Raw genomic sequence first — 14,829 nt, forward strand, 5'->3', positions numbered from 1 at the left:
ATATATAATAATTGTCTTCTTATTTTAACATAATATTTTCTGAACACTAAGGATATGCTTCACACTCTTTTACAGGATAGACATTTTTAGATATTTTCATAGGCATCAAAAAAAGCACCTCAGTGCTTTCTCTCTGTATTATCAGTCGTTAAAGTCATAACGGAGCTTCATACGATTTGAACCTGAAATTACCATACGACCAAGCATCTCCGTCATTGCTTTTAAGGCAAAGGCTGCCAATTCTTCATTTGCTGCTTGTGGGTCTGCAGCAGCACCAGCTTTATCCGTTTTATTTTGGATTTCGCGGAACTTGCCGACAGTTGCTAATTCATAAGTATCGCGTAAATCAACGTACTTGCTGTAATCTGTATCGCCAAGAAGCGCTGCTGTACAACTGAGCCAGTACATATTATTCAAGTCAAATGTCGCTGTTGCATCACGATAGCAAGCTGGTGTATCTTCAACATTTGTGTAGAAGGGAACGACATGGTTGAAAGTATTTGCACCGAATGCCAACCATTGAATACCTGCAAGTTTTTCATCCACATGATTACGGATTTGCAAAATGTGGACACTGTGGTTACGATTGATTCCAATAGGGCGGAAAAGTTGTGCTTGTTCCGGCGTATTTGTTGTGCCGTAAGTATCAAATTCCGTATTTTCAAAGTGGCTCGAAAGTACAAATTTCATGTCTTCTACTGAAATTTTGCGTGTCGCTTTACAGATAAATGGCAATTCTTGATTTTGAGGATCATCACTCGGAGTTCCCAAAGCATTTTGACCGTACCAAGTACGTGGATTGTTATATACACTATCTTTTACTGAGCTAGAGCCAAAGATATGGCGTAAATTGTAGCCTTCAAAATCTGGATTAAGATGGTTTTCATCAATCAATGCTTTCAAATCTTTTGAACAAAGTGTATCTTCACTTTCAAAATCAAAATGATCAATGTTCATGCGGTTAGGCGCAACCACGTAAGAATCATCTGGAATGCGAACCGCTGCCCAATGATGGCCACCAATCGTTTCCAACCACCAAACTTCTTCTTTATCAGCAAAAGCAATACCGTTGGGTTCATATGTTCCGTATTGTTCAAGAAGGGCACCTAAGCGCTCAACACCTTCACGTGCACTGTGGATGTAAGGTAAGACAAGAGTAACATAGTCTTCTTCTCCCATACCGCTTTCTTCATTGTAGGGGTCAAGTCCCAAGATACGTGGGTTGGTTGTAATTGTTTCTGTTGCTGACATGGCAACATTTGCAGCATTGATTCCTGCAGCTGCCCAAGTTCCGCTTGTTAAAACAGCGTTTGGCGTTGCTGTATAACGCATTGGATTTTCTGGAAGGTCCAGCTCCAAAGCACTCAGCACAGCTTTATAATGACGCGGTTGTTCCTCTGGTTGAACAACAACAAAGCGTTGTGGATCTAGCGCTTCATGCCCATCGTCATTACGAGCGATAAGTGTAGAACCATCAATTGAGGCTTTTTTCCCCACCAAAATAGTCGTACATGAACCTTGTTTACGAGTAATCATAGTATCTCCTTAATATATATTAAAATTTTGTTTCTATCATTTTTTAACTGATTGTTGACGACTTGTTCTTCAATCTGATGAAGCAACTTCCCTAAAATCGGACCTGGCTTGATATCAAATGTTTGAATAATGTCATTGCCAGTTACTGCGAGCTCTGACTTACTATGAATCTGGAGCTTTTTATCATAAAGATAAGCCTGTTCACGATCAACTTCTTGGCCTGCAGCAACTTTAAGCTGATCAATCAGCAGTGCTTTTTCTAAACCATAGCGATAAATACTCTCTAGACTCCAACTCTCAAGTTTGTAGGCCTCAGTCAAATCATACACATACTTGATAAAGTCGTTAGACACTTTCCATTTTTTCAAGAAAGTTTTAACATTTATTTGATCACTATGGACTAAGAGCGCAGCCCAAGCCTGTGCTGAATTTGCAAAAATAAAGTCCGACTTTAGAGTTTGAATCAAAGCGTGTATAGCTTTTTCTTGCAAATCAGGCAAGAAAGTATAAGCTTCCGATGCAAGCAATATTTCTAAGCCTTTTTTCCAATCTTTAGCCAGAAGTAACTTGTCGAGTTCAATGAAGATACGTTCAATCGAAATTTTACTTAGAAGATGGGCACGTGCTTGCATGGCTTTAAATGTTTCTGCTTCAACATCAAAATTCAGAGTCGCAGCAAAACGCATTGCCCGCATAATCCGAAGCGCATCTTCATTAAAACGTTCCGTTGCAATTCCGACAGCACACAAGCGTGACTCTGCTAAATCGGAAAGGCCATCGAACAAGTCAATAATCTGTCCCTCAGTATCCATAGCAAAGGCATTAATCGTAAAATCACGGCGTTTCAAATCTTCGGAAAGTTCTCGAACAAAATCTACAGAATCTGGACGGCGATAATCTGTATAGGTGCTTTCTGTACGGAAGGTAGTAATTTCATAATGTTCAGCTTCAGATTGACCGGCTAAGACCAACACGGTACCGTGATCAATTCCCACATCGATGGTATGCGGAAATATGGCTTTGGTTTCAGCTGGATATGCGCTGGTTGCGATGTCCACATCATGGATTGGCCTTTGCAAAAGCGCATCACGAACGCTTCCTCCTACAAAATAAGCCTCAAAACCATGTGCCTGTATTTTCTCCAAAACCGGCAAAGCTTGTACAAATTCTGACGGCAAATTCTCTAGTTTCATACTTCTATTTTAGCACTTTTCAAATGAAAAAGAGTCGCTGAGTAGATTTTTTTAAGATAAAAAGATTTGGTACAGGCTAGCGATGAAAACACAGCTGTTTGAAAATGAAAAGTAATTGTTTATTCAAAGCTCTTCTTGTAAAAAAATGATTCATGAGAGAATCATTTTTTCTTATAACATTAGATTACTTCACTGCACATAAGCGATAAATAGCTTCAGCATATATCTCCATCGTTTTACGCAAGTCCGCAATTGCCCATTGTTCATTGGCTTGGTGCATATAGTCAGGCGTATCAGGGAACATAGCTCCGAAGGCCACACAATTTTGCATCGTCCGGGCAAAGGTAGCTCCTCCAGAAACCATCGGCTCCGTCATATCTCCTGTGATTTCACGGTATGTTGCAAGGAGGGTTTGGATAAGTTCACTTTCTACTGGTACATAAAGAGGATTTAACCAATCATATTGCTTGTATTTCAGTTGATAGTCCGCTGCTTTAGTGGCTAGCTTTTCAGCAAGTTCGTCTTTATCAATGGTTACAGGGATACGCATATCCACACCAATTTTTGTATGTTCAGGAGTGATTTCAACATCCGTGAAATTCATGGTTAATTCACCGGATTGTTCATCCATGACTTTACCCACGACATTTTCACCAGTGGCATCTTCTTGAACACATTTACCCAAGAAATCAAGTGGTTTGAAGTCAAATACTTCTGCCAAGGCAATCGCCAAACGTAGGGTTGCGTTTACTCCTTCTGGTGCAGCCATCGCATGTACGCTTTTGCCTTTTACCGAAATTCCTTTTTCTGTTTCTTCATAAGCAAAGCTATGCGCTGTCAAGGCGGCTTTTACTTCTGCTAATTTTTCCGAAGTATAAGCCGCACGATCGGGTACAACATTTAGTGCGCCAGCTGCGTGCAATTCGAATTCGTTTGTGCCAGGTCCAGTAAGATAGGCTTGAAGTAAACCTTTTTCAGCATAGTTGAGTGGAAAATGAGAATCAGGAGCAAAGCCCATAGTGATTGCTTCTTCTTTTTCATTATATTTATCCAAACAACGCCAAAGTGTTTCTTCATCTGTACCAAAGATAAAACGAATGCGTCCGTCAAATGTCACACCAGCATCCATTAAGGCTTTTACCGCATAAAGCGCAGCCATACTTGGACCTTTATCATCCTGTGTTCCCCGGCCAATTAAAAGTCCATCACGTTCAACCATCTCAAATGGATCAGTTTCCCAGCCTGCTTGATCCGCTGCAGGTACAACGTCCATGTGACAAAGCAGGCCAAAGAGTTTTTCGCCCTCACCAGTCTCAGCGTAACCATAATAGCCTTCAGGATCCTGGAAAGTCTTAAAACCTAATTCTTGGCAAAGCTCCAATACTTCTTCTAAAGCACCCAAAACTTTTTTACCAAAAGGATGCCCTGCTCCAGAATCACTCTCGTCTAATACAGAAGCATGTTTGACTAAACGTCCGAGTGCTTGTACTGCTGCTGTTTGATATTCGTCTGTAATAAAAGTTTTCATGTGACCTCCAACAAAAGCTCCCCCGATGGAAAGCTTTTTATTCATTTTTTATAATACTGCGGCAACGCCAAGGATAACCATGATCACAACTAACTGGATTACAATCAGCTTGGCCATGAATTTCCACCATGTTCCAATGTTAAAGCGGGCGATAGCGAGTGCCCCCATAACAACGGCAGATGTTGGTGTAATCAGGTTCAAAATACCTGATGCAGATTGATAAGCAGTAATGACTAAGTCCTTTGAAACATTGGCGAATTCGCCCATTGGGCCCATGATTCCCATCGTAGCAGCTGCAAGTCCAGATGTTGATGGAATCAAGAAACTCATTGGCAGATAGAAGATGAATGTTAAGATAATAAATAGACTTGATGAAAGACCTTGAAGTCCTTGTTCACCCCAATGTAAGATTGTATCTGTAATCATCCCGTTGTTCATCACAACCTGAATCCCACGTGCCACAGCTACAACAATCGCGACCCCAATCATATCTGAGGCACCTTCGAGGAAGGCAGAGATAAATTCAGATTCTTTCATACGGTAAACGAAAGCAACCACAACAGCCATGACGATGAAGAGCATTGTAATTTCCGGGAAATACCATGCTCCAAAAGGCACCATGCTTTTACCAAGAACAACGCCTAAACCTGGGATTGATGTTAACCAAGTGGTAAAGTCGTTAAAGAAAGTAAAGTGCTCATTCAACATGTCCCAAGGAACAAGCGACATAATCATAATGACAAAGCTTCCGAAGAAGACAACATTTACCCATTTTTGACGTTGCGTAATATTTTCCTGTTTTTCAATAGAAGCAATGTCGAAATGTTGGATATCGGCTTCACGATTTTTGTAAACTAAAGATTTTGTCGGGTCCTTTTCAATCTTTGAAGCATAACGATAAACATAGACAATCGAAATCCCTGTAAGCACAACCAGCATGAAGAAACGTAGCCCCATACCTTGTCCCATGGAAATTCCCACCGCCTGAGAAGCAACTCCTGTGGCAAATGGATTCACAGTAGATGCTAAACAACCCACTTGGGAGCCGACTAAAACGATGGCAACAGCCACGACCGTATCGAAACCAACCGCAATCATGACAGGGATAATTAAAGCATAGAAAGCCAATGTTTCTTCTGCCATCCCGTACGTGGAACCACCAAGTGCAAAGAGGATCATTAAGACTGGAATCAACATCTTCTCTTTACCCTTGAAGCGCTTGACAATCGAAGCAATACCTGCTTCAAGTGCACCTGTTTTATTCACTACACCTAAAAAGCCACCAACCATTAAAATAAAGAATGAGATAGGAATAGCCGCTGGTGTAGCAGGTACGTTTCCTTTTGCTTCAATGCCTAACATCCCATTAACTGGGGCCATAAGCATATCCCAGATTCCTTGGGGATTTGAAGCAACTTGTGTAAACGACCCAGCAATAATATTACCTGCATCATCTACCTTGTAGTGACCTGCTGGAATAAACCAAGTCAAGATTGCAATAAGTACAATGATAATGAAAAGAATCGTGTATGCCGATGGCATTTGGAATTTTTTCTTTTCTGCTTTTGTTTCCATATATACCTCCTTTGTATATTTATGCATATAACAACAACTTTAGTTTAATGCTTTTTCAGACTAAAGTCAAACAAAAGCTGAGAATTTTTGTTCGCTCTTCCAAATTATTTTTTAATGTTTCCGGTTACATTGGCTATACATTCCTGTTTCTTTTTTTACAACAAAATAAAAAAACATGCTATACAATGATAACATCTTTTTTTATTTTTATACAGTTTACCCTTTCTTAGGAGAAAAGCCGTAAGCAATGGCTCCCAAGCCAAGATGTGTTGCAATAACTGGACCAAATGTTACAATCTCTACATCGTCATAGCCATGCTTTTTGGCAAAATCGTAAAGCTCCTCTGCACGTTCCTCTGCATCAGCATGTAAAACATAAACTTTGTGAGTTTCGGGATTACTGTTCGCAAGCATAAGTTTTTTCAATTCTGATATAGCCTTTTTGCTTGTTCGTACCTTGTCATAGACTACAACTTTACCATCTTCTGAGAATTGTAGAATGGGTTTGATATTGAGCAGTGTCCCAAGAAGTTCGCCTCCACGTGAAAGACGTCCTCCTTTAGCTAGCCAGTGCAAATCATCTACAAGCATAAATGCATTATCATGTTCCCTTTGGTACTCGAACTGTTCAACAATCTCTTCAAAAGATTTTCCAGCATCAGCTGCATCTAAAGCTGTTTCAATCATATAGCCAAGAGGACTAGATGTAATAAATGTTTCAGGGAATTTAACAACCATATCTTCAAATTCATCCTGTAAGTAAAAGGCATTCTGGAAAAAGCCAGAAATCCCTGAGCTCAAGAAAATTCCCAAAACATGAGTATATCCCTCGTGTTTAAGCTTTTTCAGTATTTCTTCTAACTCAAGAACACTGGGCTGGGAAGTTTTAGGAACTTCTGAAGTCTCTCTCATGAGTTTGTACCACTCTTGATGTGTCATTTCACTCGGTTGATACTCTTTTCCCTCAATAGAAATAGGGATTTCCAAAATGATCAAGTCGTCACGATTTTTATATTGTTCAGCAAAATCTGCTGAAGTATCTGTAATAATTGCTAATTTCATAATAAATAATCTTGAAAAATCCTTAAAATTGAAGGTTAATGCCCGGTTGATCAAGGGCAACCTCTGTTGTTTCGTATACTAAACGTTTCAATAAATCAAAAAGCGGAGCAGCAAGTTGTGCCATTTCTTCCTGAGCCAACTCTGACTGTTCTTTTACTTGACGTCCGCGAACATAGTTAAGCTGGCTCAACATACCTGACAATACAATATTCTCCAATGGAATCATGTATGTTAAAATCGCATAAATTGCTGTATCCTCTGCCGCAACTTTTCCTTGGGGAATCTGCTCATGCGGAAGTAGCTGAAACTGTACATTAATGTTTGTTTCAGGTGTTCCATTTTCTTTTTCCCACTCATAATTACGTGCGTCATAGTGAAATTGATTTACAAATTCCTTGTCGCGTTCTAATGTTAATGTCATCTCCATTCACTCCAATTTTTTATTTTTTTATCGGCAATGTCTCCAAAGTACTCTTTCTCATCTAGGAGCACTGTTGCAATGCCTGCATTTCTTCCTGCTTCAACATCCAGCGGGCGATCACCAACCATAACAGTTTCTTCAGGAGCAAGTTTATATTTGTTGAGTAGATATTCCAAGGCTTCAGGACTTGGTTTACGTTCAAAATTTTGCTTGCTAGTAATTACTTCCGTGAAATATTTTTTTAAATCACCTAGATATTCAAAAGTAGAATTATCGCGGTGGCTAAGGACAAAATTTTGTCCTCCATTTTCAACAATTTCTGACAAAATTTTAGGAATTTCGGCATAAGCTTGAGGATTCTTTTGGCGCTCTGCTTCTATTTTGTGATACAGGTCCAAAAAATCCTGATGAGCAAATTCGTGTGCAAATTTCTGAATCGAGAAACGCTTGATATAAGCTTCTAAGTCTCCAGGAAATTCTACGGAAGACTGCTTCATAGCTTCATCCAACGCTTCTAACATAACAGGATAAGTATCAAAAAGTGTTCCATCAAAATCCCAAATATAATTTTTCCACATCATCAAGAACTTTCACTTTCCCGTTTTAGCTGATTCAAAATTTGTTGTTCTTCCTCATTAGCCTCATATTTCTCCAACAAGTCCGGACGTCGTGCTAAAGTTTTTTTCAAGCTCTCTGTCAAGCGCCATTTACGAATATTTTCATGATGACCAGACATTAACACACTTGGCACTTTTTTTCCTCGAAAATCTTCTGGTCGTGTATACTGTGGGTACTCAAGTAATCCTGACGAAAAAGAATCGTCTTCATGACTCGCCGCCTTACCCAAAGCGCCCGGAAGTAAGCGTACGACTGAATCAACAATAACTGTCGCTGCTACTTCCCCCCCTGTCAAAACAAAATCGCCAAGAGAGATTTCATCAGTTACTAAGTCTTTGATACGTTCATCATAGCCTTCATAATGCCCACATATAAAAATCAAATGCTCCTCTTTGGCCAGTTCTTCAGCCATTTTTTGATTGTAACGTTTTCCTGCTGGATCTAGCAAGATGACACGCGCATTTTCATGAGGAATTTTATCCATTGTATCATAGATAGGTTGAGGCATCAGTAGCATCCCCTGACCACCGCCATAGGGCATATCATCTACATGCCGTTGCTTGTTGCTCGCATTTTCACGAAAATCATGCGTATGGAGTTCAAGCAATCCTTTCTCCTGAGCTTTACCGACTATAGACTGGTTAAGCGAGTCAAACATGTTTGGAAAGATTGTTAAAATATCGACTTTCATCTTAATCGTCTAAACCTTCCATAATTTCTACATCAACTCTTCTCGCTTTTAAATCCACATTCAACACCACTGGTGGAATGTAGGGAAGAAGCAAATCACGTTTTCCTTTACGCTTGACCACCCAGACGTCATTAGCGCCTGGTTGCAAAATTTCTTTAATTTGACCAATTAATTTGTCCTGCTCATAAACGTCTAAACCAATGATTTCGTGATAGTAAAACTCGCCTTCATCCAGTTCTGTTAGCTTATCTTCAGCTATTTTCAAACTAAATTCTTTAAAGGCTTCAACTTCGTTGATATGATATAATCCTTCAAATTTAATAATATAAAAATTCTTTTGTTTACGCGCAGTTTTAACCTTCAAATCTTGGACATAATTTCCTTTTTTGTCAAAAAGGGCCAAAACTGTATTTTTTGCAAAACGTTCTTCAGCAAAATCAGTAACTGAAATTACACGTACTTCTCCCTGAAGTCCTTGTGTATTCACTATTGTGCCTACATTGTAAAATTTTGTCATACCAATATTTTAACACAATTCATGTATTATTTCCTTATATGCCGCAGGTCATGTTTTTTAATGCAACTATTTTAGACTAATTTCTGCTCTCACGTCACTCCTTTATATTTATTATTGCTACAGTAATACAGTAAAAAACCATTGACAGTTGGTGTGACTCTAAAAAGTTGGACTAACATTTTAAGTTTTGAGTGCACATAATTTTTCTAATGGTTTTTTATTCTTTATTTTTTCGGTTCCCAGTTCTTCTTGATAAAAGTTACAAAATCTGCCCATTGTCCATTTTCAAGCCAGTTTTTGCGCAAGATTATTATTTGATTCGTTGCCAAATAGATGTAGATTTCCCGAGCATTATTATAAGCAATCTTGTAGACCATGTCAGGTGTTATGGTCATGGTCGAAAAGGATGTACTTTGTTGGATTTCCTGCTCAGTAATGTGGATTTGACGGGGGGAAAGCATGCAGCTTTATACCGCTCCTGTAGGCTTTCCTGCTCTTGATTTTGAGGGTATAACCCATCAAAAAATAGAGTAAAAAATTAAAGGCAAGGAATAAGAAAGCAGTAAAAATCCAGAAAGACAAAGATTCGTCAGTATTGTCCCACAAAAACACAGCTAACGCAAAAAGGTTAAAGACAAGTAAAGATACAAGCTTTGCTTTTCGCACATTGAAGCGCTGCATCTCATAAAAAGCTCTCTCGCTGATTTTTCCGCTTAGTCTGTATTCCACGGCATTTTCTTCCTCTCTCATCTTCACATATCTTTTTTCACAGACCAAGCAAGTCCTTAAGACCTTCTACTGCTCCCCCTGCTTGTTCACCCAGTTCTGGCAACTGCTCAGAGGCAGTGTCTAAAAGACCACCCGCATTTTCATGCGCCCCGTCTACTAGATTTCCTGCTTGGTCAGCTAAGTCTACTGGGACATTTTCCGCCACATTATTGGTTACTTCTGACAAGTCTCCGCCGACTGCATTGGAGAGTGTTTCGACAACATTCCCGCCCAAAAGCTCTTGTGCTTGATCGGTCAAGCTCCCCAAATCTAAGTTTTTTGCAAAATCAAAAAGTCCCATTTTTTGCCTCCTTTGTTTTTTATTATTTTATCACTTTTCATCAAAAAGACCACATGATTTACGACTGAATCAGCTTACCGCTTCACTATCTTATAGTAAACCCGGCTGGTTGCCTTATAGACTTATAGATAAGATAGTAGATTGCGGATAGGAAAACTAAAGTAATCAGGCTGATGATGAGTGTTAATCGACTGTCCGTCACTCCAAAAAGCATAATCATCTGACTAATCATACGATAAGCACCTGCAAAATGCAGGCCAGTGACCAGCAGCGGCAAGAAGAAAATCATACGGACCTGCGAACGGATGGTTTTTTGAACCTGTTCTTTGGAAAAGCCTGCTTCTTGAAGGATTTTGAAACTGCGCTTGTCTTGAGTCCCCTCAGATAGCTGTTTATAGTAGATAATCAAGGCTGCACCGAGGATAAAGCTTATCCCTAGGACGAAACCAATAAAGACAAAGCCTCCAATCTGTGCTTTTTGATTTTGCAAGGCTTGGCTACGGAAAGTGAGGATATTATGAGCCCTCTGCGCTTCTTGATTTTCATTAAAAGCTGTTTCAAATCTTGCTTGGTCTGCTTCTGGAAGGTCAAACAGGGTTAAAGTCATGGCTAATTCGTTCATGTTTGGTGTATTCTCGGCATAGTTGGACCGATTATAGGCTGCTAAAGCCCGGTTGAGCACGGCTTCATTTGCAAAGACCAACATGAGTGAGTTCGACATGGTCATCTCTGCGGGGAAGTTTTTCAATTCTGTCAAATGACCAGCAACTTGATAGGTCTGTCCGTGCCAGTTGACTGTCTTGATACTGGCGGATGATGCTTTCCCCTCTGATAAATCAACCAGCAGCACTTGATTTTCAGACAAATGCTGCACATTTTCATTCCCTAACGATATCAAACTCTCCGCAGTCGTCATGGTCATCAAATAATGGTTTTCATCCAGCATACTGCCCAGCTCTTCTTGCGTGACAAATTGGTCCGCGCTTGAAGTTGCACGACTGGCTTCGACGTCTTGCGAGACATAAATGCTGGAAAGGTGTTCAAGATTAACACCACTCTCCGCAGCAATCTGCTCCGTCAGAGCCGTCAATTCTGCACGAGAGTTGTTTTCTTGCAGCGAGATAATCTGTGCCTCTTTTGGAAACTGCTTTTCTACCATATCTGCTGTTCCAAAAAAGACCCCTAAGCTGACAACCACTGTCACTACCGTCATTGACAGTAAAATTGTGATATTTCCAAGTCCGACAGCATTAGCCTTCATCCGATAAAGCATTGAACTGATGGTAATAAAATGATGCGGTTGATAGTAAGCGTCCTGTTTTTTCTTGCGTTTGAGGTACCAAATGGTAAAACTCACATAGAAAAAATAAGTCCCAAAAATCACCAAAAGAACAGCAATGAAAAAGCGTAAAAGTGCCACGATAGGATTATCCACCGTCAAGGCGATAAAATAACCCGCAGCTAAAAAAAGCAAAGCAAGAAGCGCTGTGAAGACATTGGACCTGGGCTCCTTCTCACCTTTTGTCTCTTCCCGAAGCAGGTCCAAGCTTGAACTTTTAAGGATAAGCACAGCTCCAATAACAAGCAAAAGTGAGAAAAAGAGCAAGTAAATCCCTGCCACCAAAGCAACTGCTAAAGGACTAATTATTAGGTTAAAATAGTCACCACCGATAAGATTGACAAAAATCAAGTAAAGGAATTTAGCAAAAGCAATCCCCACAATTGTACCGATAAGAGTCGCTATAAGATAAGTCATTAAAAGCTCCCAAAAAGCAACCTTGATAATACTGATTTTGCCAAAGCCTAAAATATCATACAAGCCAAACTCCCGGGAGCGCTGCAACTGGAGAAATCGATAGCTGTACACTAAAATCATCAGAGAAAAAATGATAAGTACGAGTAAAGCAAAACCCATCAACTGAGCGACAGAATCTCCACCCGGAAGCTTTTCAATGGTTGGGGACAGTCCAATCGAGGTCGTCACAAAAAGCATGACAAACATCGTGACAGAAGCCATCAGAAAGGGCGCAAATGCTTGAAACCCCTTTTTCATGTTCTTCTGAGCCAATTTAAAACTAAGCATCTTGAACCCCTTTCGTATCATGTACTTCTGTACTGCCGAGGAAAGCTGTCATTGAGAGCGTGATTTCTTTAGCAAAGGCTGTTGACGTTTTTTCTCCACGATAGAGTTGATGATACAGCATACCGTCCTTGATAAAGAGCACACGCTTGGCATGGCTAGCCGCCAAACTCGAGTGGGTAACCATAATAATGGTCTGACCACTCTTGTTAATTTCTTCAAAAAGATTGAGAAGCGCTTCTGAGTTTTTATAATCCAAAGCGGCCGTTGGTTCATCAGCCAAGATAAGATCAGGCTGTGAGATAAGCGCTCGCGCTACAGCAACCCGCTGCTTCTGTCCGCCAGAGAGCTCAAAAGGTTGTTTTTCAAGCAGGTCGTCAATCTGCAGTTTCGGTGCCAGCAGCGCCAGTCTTGTCTGCATCGTTTTGATATCTTCTTTCGAGAGGACAAGCGGCAGAAAAATATTGTCACGAACATTGAGCGTATCCAGCAAGTTAAAATCTTGAAAGACAAAGCCCAAATGACGCCGACGAAAAGCAGACAAGTCCTTATCCTTGATGGCGGTGATATCTTTTTCGTGGAGTAAGACTCGTCCTGAAGTCGGTTTTTCCAGCGTGGACAGAATATTCAGCAGGGTCGTTTTCCCAGAACCTGACTCTCCCATGATGGCGATATACTCGCCTTGATTCACGGTAAAGTCAACATCACTAAGGGCTGTTGTCTCTTCCTTAGAGAAACGTGTCTTGAAAACTTTTTTGAGGTGTTTTACTTCTAAGAGCATGGTTTAATGTATGAATCCAATCTTTAAGTGACTAGATTTCTTCCTTTCTTGTCTGTTTGTCTTTACTTTTCAAGCTGTTCCAGAGCTTTTTCTGGAACTTGTGCTTTGCTGATTTCTGACCAATTGGTGATGAGCTTTCGTTTTTGATTATAAGTCACTTTCAGATAAGCGCCTTGGCGGAGTTGCTTGCTGGCCATGAGTGGAACCTCCTGAGCTTGCCCTTCTTCATCATACTGTGTCCCAGCATAATCATAAAGAACACTCAGACCTCCGCCCTCTTGCTTCCATGGTTTTTCAATGCCTGCACTGGTAATTTGGGTGTAGGTTACGTCACCACCGCGCCACACATGATTGTAGTAGAGATAAGCACCTGTCGGTAAAACTATAGCCAGAGCAAGTATTCCGAGCATTAATTTTATAGTTTTTTTCATTGTCACTTTCTTTTCCTTCATTATTTACTGTTTTTACGTGTCCGAAGCAGCCCCCTATTCTCTGAATTATTTCAGTGAAATATATTTCCCACTTCATTCAGGCACAATTTTATCATAAAGCAACATTAAAGAAATGACGCTTACACTTTTGTAATGTTTTGTATGAAAAACGTAAAACTAAAAAACAGCTTCGTATCAAGGAGCTGCTCGCTATATTTATTTAAAATTTTTAGGGCACATAATAATAAAGAAAAAGCTGTATCATCGCAATAATAAACAGAAGTCCAATAATTGTTGCCACCCAAATCATATGTTTCTTCTTCTCGGTATTTAGCACCGCAATAAACTCACGGATAAATGCCGGAACACGATAATACATTGCAGTTTTTCCACCTCTGCCACCCTCTGCCTCTAAGCCAAGAGCTGCTGCAAAAAGAGCTGCTCGAAAAACATGATAATCTGATGTAAAGAAAAGAAATCTCGCCTTGATTAATTCTGATGAGAAAACTAGATTTTCATATGTTGTGCGTGATTTTTCCTCCAAAAGCGTACGCTCGGGTGGAAAACCAAGCTCTTCGTGGGCATATTTTTGCATAGCTGAAGCTTCCGATATTTTCTCATCTGTTCCTTGACCTCCAGAAAAAACCACGATAGTTTGGTCATCACGAACAGCTTGAACTGCTGCTTTAATACGGTTTCCAAGTAATATTCCGACACGTTCACCATCAATCAAGCCTGCGCCGAGTACGACATGAAAAGCTGCTTCAACTTTACGTGTGCGTCTGCCATACACCCAACTTGATAGAAAAAATACTGTAAACTGCCAAGTCAAATAAAGCGATAAGAGAGGAAAAACCCAACTCAAAACTGCAAGCCATTGCCAATGCTCTGGTAAATTACCCATAGCAAGAAAAATACCATCAATAACTAAGAAAAAAAGAACAACTATTGGGAGGAGAAGATTAGCCACAGTCCTCGTTTCACGCCGCCACATCTTTACTGTAAGAATAACGATACCAAGAGGAATAACTAGCCCAAGAAACATTGAAAAAATCATAAAAACTACAACTTCAATACCCAATAAAAACAGCCAAATGCTGCGCCCACCATCGGTCAAAACAAGCATTGATCCAAGTAGACCATTTAGTGATACAAGCAGGCAAAATAAATATAAAAAAGTCAAACGTCCTAGTGTCAAGGTTCGTAAATCGCGCAGTCGCTTTCTTTTCCACCAAAAAAAGAGTGACATAAAAGCAAAAATAGCAGTCAAAATCAAACCGACAACAAAAAAACCAAAGTCATTATTGTTCACAATATCATTTCCCAT

At 40.1% G+C, this 14,829-nt stretch carries 15 protein-coding genes; all 15 read right to left on the reverse strand.

The genetic code is table 11. From position 1 onward, the window contains the following. Positions 1-141 precede the first annotated feature (141 nt). Positions 142-1,536, reverse strand: coding sequence for a C69 family dipeptidase (locus NFR51_RS03865; RefSeq protein WP_251712429.1), 1,395 nt, complete (start codon positions 1,534-1,536; stop codon positions 142-144). Next, on the reverse strand, positions 1,533-2,729 hold the full coding sequence (locus NFR51_RS03870) for a CCA tRNA nucleotidyltransferase (protein WP_251712430.1): 1,197 nt from the start codon (positions 2,727-2,729) through the stop codon (positions 1,533-1,535). Before NFR51_RS03870 ends, NFR51_RS03865 begins: the two co-directional genes overlap by 4 nt. Positions 2,730-2,913: 184 nt before the next feature. Continuing rightward, on the reverse strand, positions 2,914-4,257 hold the full coding sequence (locus NFR51_RS03875; RefSeq protein ID WP_251712431.1) for a M20 family metallopeptidase: 1,344 nt from the start codon (positions 4,255-4,257) through the stop codon (positions 2,914-2,916). A gap of 48 nt (positions 4,258-4,305) precedes the next feature. After that, positions 4,306-5,832: a YfcC family protein gene (locus NFR51_RS03880; protein ID WP_251712432.1), complete on the reverse strand. Its 1,527-nt coding sequence runs from the start codon at positions 5,830-5,832 to the stop codon at positions 4,306-4,308. 216 nt (positions 5,833-6,048) lie between these two features. Beyond that, entirely contained in the window at positions 6,049-6,894 is an 846-nt protein-coding gene (locus tag NFR51_RS03885) for a DegV family protein (RefSeq protein WP_251712433.1), read from the reverse strand. Between the two features lie 22 nt (positions 6,895-6,916). Then, positions 6,917-7,315: a DUF1149 family protein gene (locus tag NFR51_RS03890; protein ID WP_202229320.1), complete on the reverse strand. Its 399-nt coding sequence runs from the start codon at positions 7,313-7,315 to the stop codon at positions 6,917-6,919. Continuing rightward, positions 7,312-7,896 (reverse strand): HAD-IA family hydrolase, encoded by a 585-nt coding sequence (locus NFR51_RS03895; protein WP_251712434.1) that lies wholly within the window; start codon positions 7,894-7,896, stop codon positions 7,312-7,314. Before NFR51_RS03895 ends, NFR51_RS03890 begins: the two co-directional genes overlap by 4 nt. Continuing rightward, positions 7,896-8,624 (reverse strand): tRNA (guanosine(37)-N1)-methyltransferase TrmD, encoded by a 729-nt coding sequence (trmD, locus tag NFR51_RS03900; RefSeq protein WP_251712435.1) that lies wholly within the window; start codon positions 8,622-8,624, stop codon positions 7,896-7,898. The genes NFR51_RS03895 and trmD overlap by 1 nt, the downstream gene beginning before the upstream one ends. Position 8,625: 1 nt before the next feature. Beyond that, positions 8,626-9,141, reverse strand: coding sequence for a ribosome maturation factor RimM (gene rimM, locus NFR51_RS03905; RefSeq protein ID WP_202229314.1), 516 nt, complete (start codon positions 9,139-9,141; stop codon positions 8,626-8,628). 224 nt (positions 9,142-9,365) lie between these two features. Next, positions 9,366-9,602 carry a YcxB family protein gene (locus NFR51_RS03910; RefSeq protein ID WP_251712436.1) on the reverse strand — a complete coding sequence of 79 codons (237 nt, stop codon included), beginning with the start codon at positions 9,600-9,602 and terminating at the stop codon, positions 9,366-9,368. 305 nt (positions 9,603-9,907) lie between these two features. Beyond that, positions 9,908-10,210 (reverse strand): hypothetical protein, encoded by a 303-nt coding sequence (locus NFR51_RS03915; protein WP_251712437.1) that lies wholly within the window; start codon positions 10,208-10,210, stop codon positions 9,908-9,910. Positions 10,211-10,295: 85 nt separating this feature from the next. Continuing rightward, positions 10,296-12,293, reverse strand: a complete 1,998-nt coding sequence (locus NFR51_RS03920; protein WP_251712438.1) for an FtsX-like permease family protein — start codon at positions 12,291-12,293, stop codon at positions 10,296-10,298. After that, entirely contained in the window at positions 12,286-13,071 is a 786-nt protein-coding gene (locus tag NFR51_RS03925; RefSeq protein ID WP_251712439.1) for an ABC transporter ATP-binding protein, read from the reverse strand. The genes NFR51_RS03920 and NFR51_RS03925 overlap by 8 nt, the downstream gene beginning before the upstream one ends. Positions 13,072-13,133: 62 nt before the next feature. Next, complete coding sequence (locus NFR51_RS03930) at positions 13,134-13,502, reverse strand: YxeA family protein (RefSeq protein ID WP_251712440.1); 369 nt, start codon at positions 13,500-13,502, stop codon at positions 13,134-13,136. Positions 13,503-13,731: 229 nt separating this feature from the next. Continuing rightward, positions 13,732-14,829 carry a YdcF family protein gene (locus NFR51_RS03935; protein ID WP_251712441.1) on the reverse strand — a complete coding sequence of 366 codons (1,098 nt, stop codon included), beginning with the start codon at positions 14,827-14,829 and terminating at the stop codon, positions 13,732-13,734.

Origin of the sequence: Lactococcus ileimucosae (assembly GCF_943193185.1) — a bacterium.
In the GTDB taxonomy this organism is placed as follows: Bacteria; Bacillota; Bacilli; order Lactobacillales; family Streptococcaceae; genus Lactococcus; species Lactococcus ileimucosae.

Coding starts and splice junctions, on each gene's coding strand:
- trmD (WP_251712435.1), bottom strand. CDS start 8,624: ATGAAAGTCGATATTTTAACAATCTTTCCAAACATGTTTGACTCGCTT.
- NFR51_RS03930 (WP_251712440.1), bottom strand. CDS start 13,502: ATGAAAAAAACTATAAAATTAATGCTCGGAATACTTGCTCTGGCTATA.
- NFR51_RS03865 (WP_251712429.1), bottom strand. CDS start 1,536: ATGATTACTCGTAAACAAGGTTCATGTACGACTATTTTGGTGGGGAAA.
- NFR51_RS03885 (WP_251712433.1), bottom strand. CDS start 6,894: ATGAAATTAGCAATTATTACAGATACTTCAGCAGATTTTGCTGAACAA.
- NFR51_RS03910 (WP_251712436.1), bottom strand. CDS start 9,602: ATGCTTTCCCCCCGTCAAATCCACATTACTGAGCAGGAAATCCAACAA.
- NFR51_RS03915 (WP_251712437.1), bottom strand. CDS start 10,210: ATGGGACTTTTTGATTTTGCAAAAAACTTAGATTTGGGGAGCTTGACC.
- NFR51_RS03935 (WP_251712441.1), bottom strand. CDS start 14,829: ATGGGAAATGATATTGTGAACAATAATGACTTTGGTTTTTTTGTTGTC.
- rimM (WP_202229314.1), bottom strand. CDS start 9,141: ATGACAAAATTTTACAATGTAGGCACAATAGTGAATACACAAGGACTT.
- NFR51_RS03895 (WP_251712434.1), bottom strand. CDS start 7,896: ATGATGTGGAAAAATTATATTTGGGATTTTGATGGAACACTTTTTGAT.
- NFR51_RS03890 (WP_202229320.1), bottom strand. CDS start 7,315: ATGACATTAACATTAGAACGCGACAAGGAATTTGTAAATCAATTTCAC.
- NFR51_RS03920 (WP_251712438.1), bottom strand. CDS start 12,293: ATGCTTAGTTTTAAATTGGCTCAGAAGAACATGAAAAAGGGGTTTCAA.
- NFR51_RS03925 (WP_251712439.1), bottom strand. CDS start 13,071: ATGCTCTTAGAAGTAAAACACCTCAAAAAAGTTTTCAAGACACGTTTC.
- NFR51_RS03880 (WP_251712432.1), bottom strand. CDS start 5,832: ATGGAAACAAAAGCAGAAAAGAAAAAATTCCAAATGCCATCGGCATAC.
- NFR51_RS03870 (WP_251712430.1), bottom strand. CDS start 2,729: ATGAAACTAGAGAATTTGCCGTCAGAATTTGTACAAGCTTTGCCGGTT.
- NFR51_RS03875 (WP_251712431.1), bottom strand. CDS start 4,257: ATGAAAACTTTTATTACAGACGAATATCAAACAGCAGCAGTACAAGCA.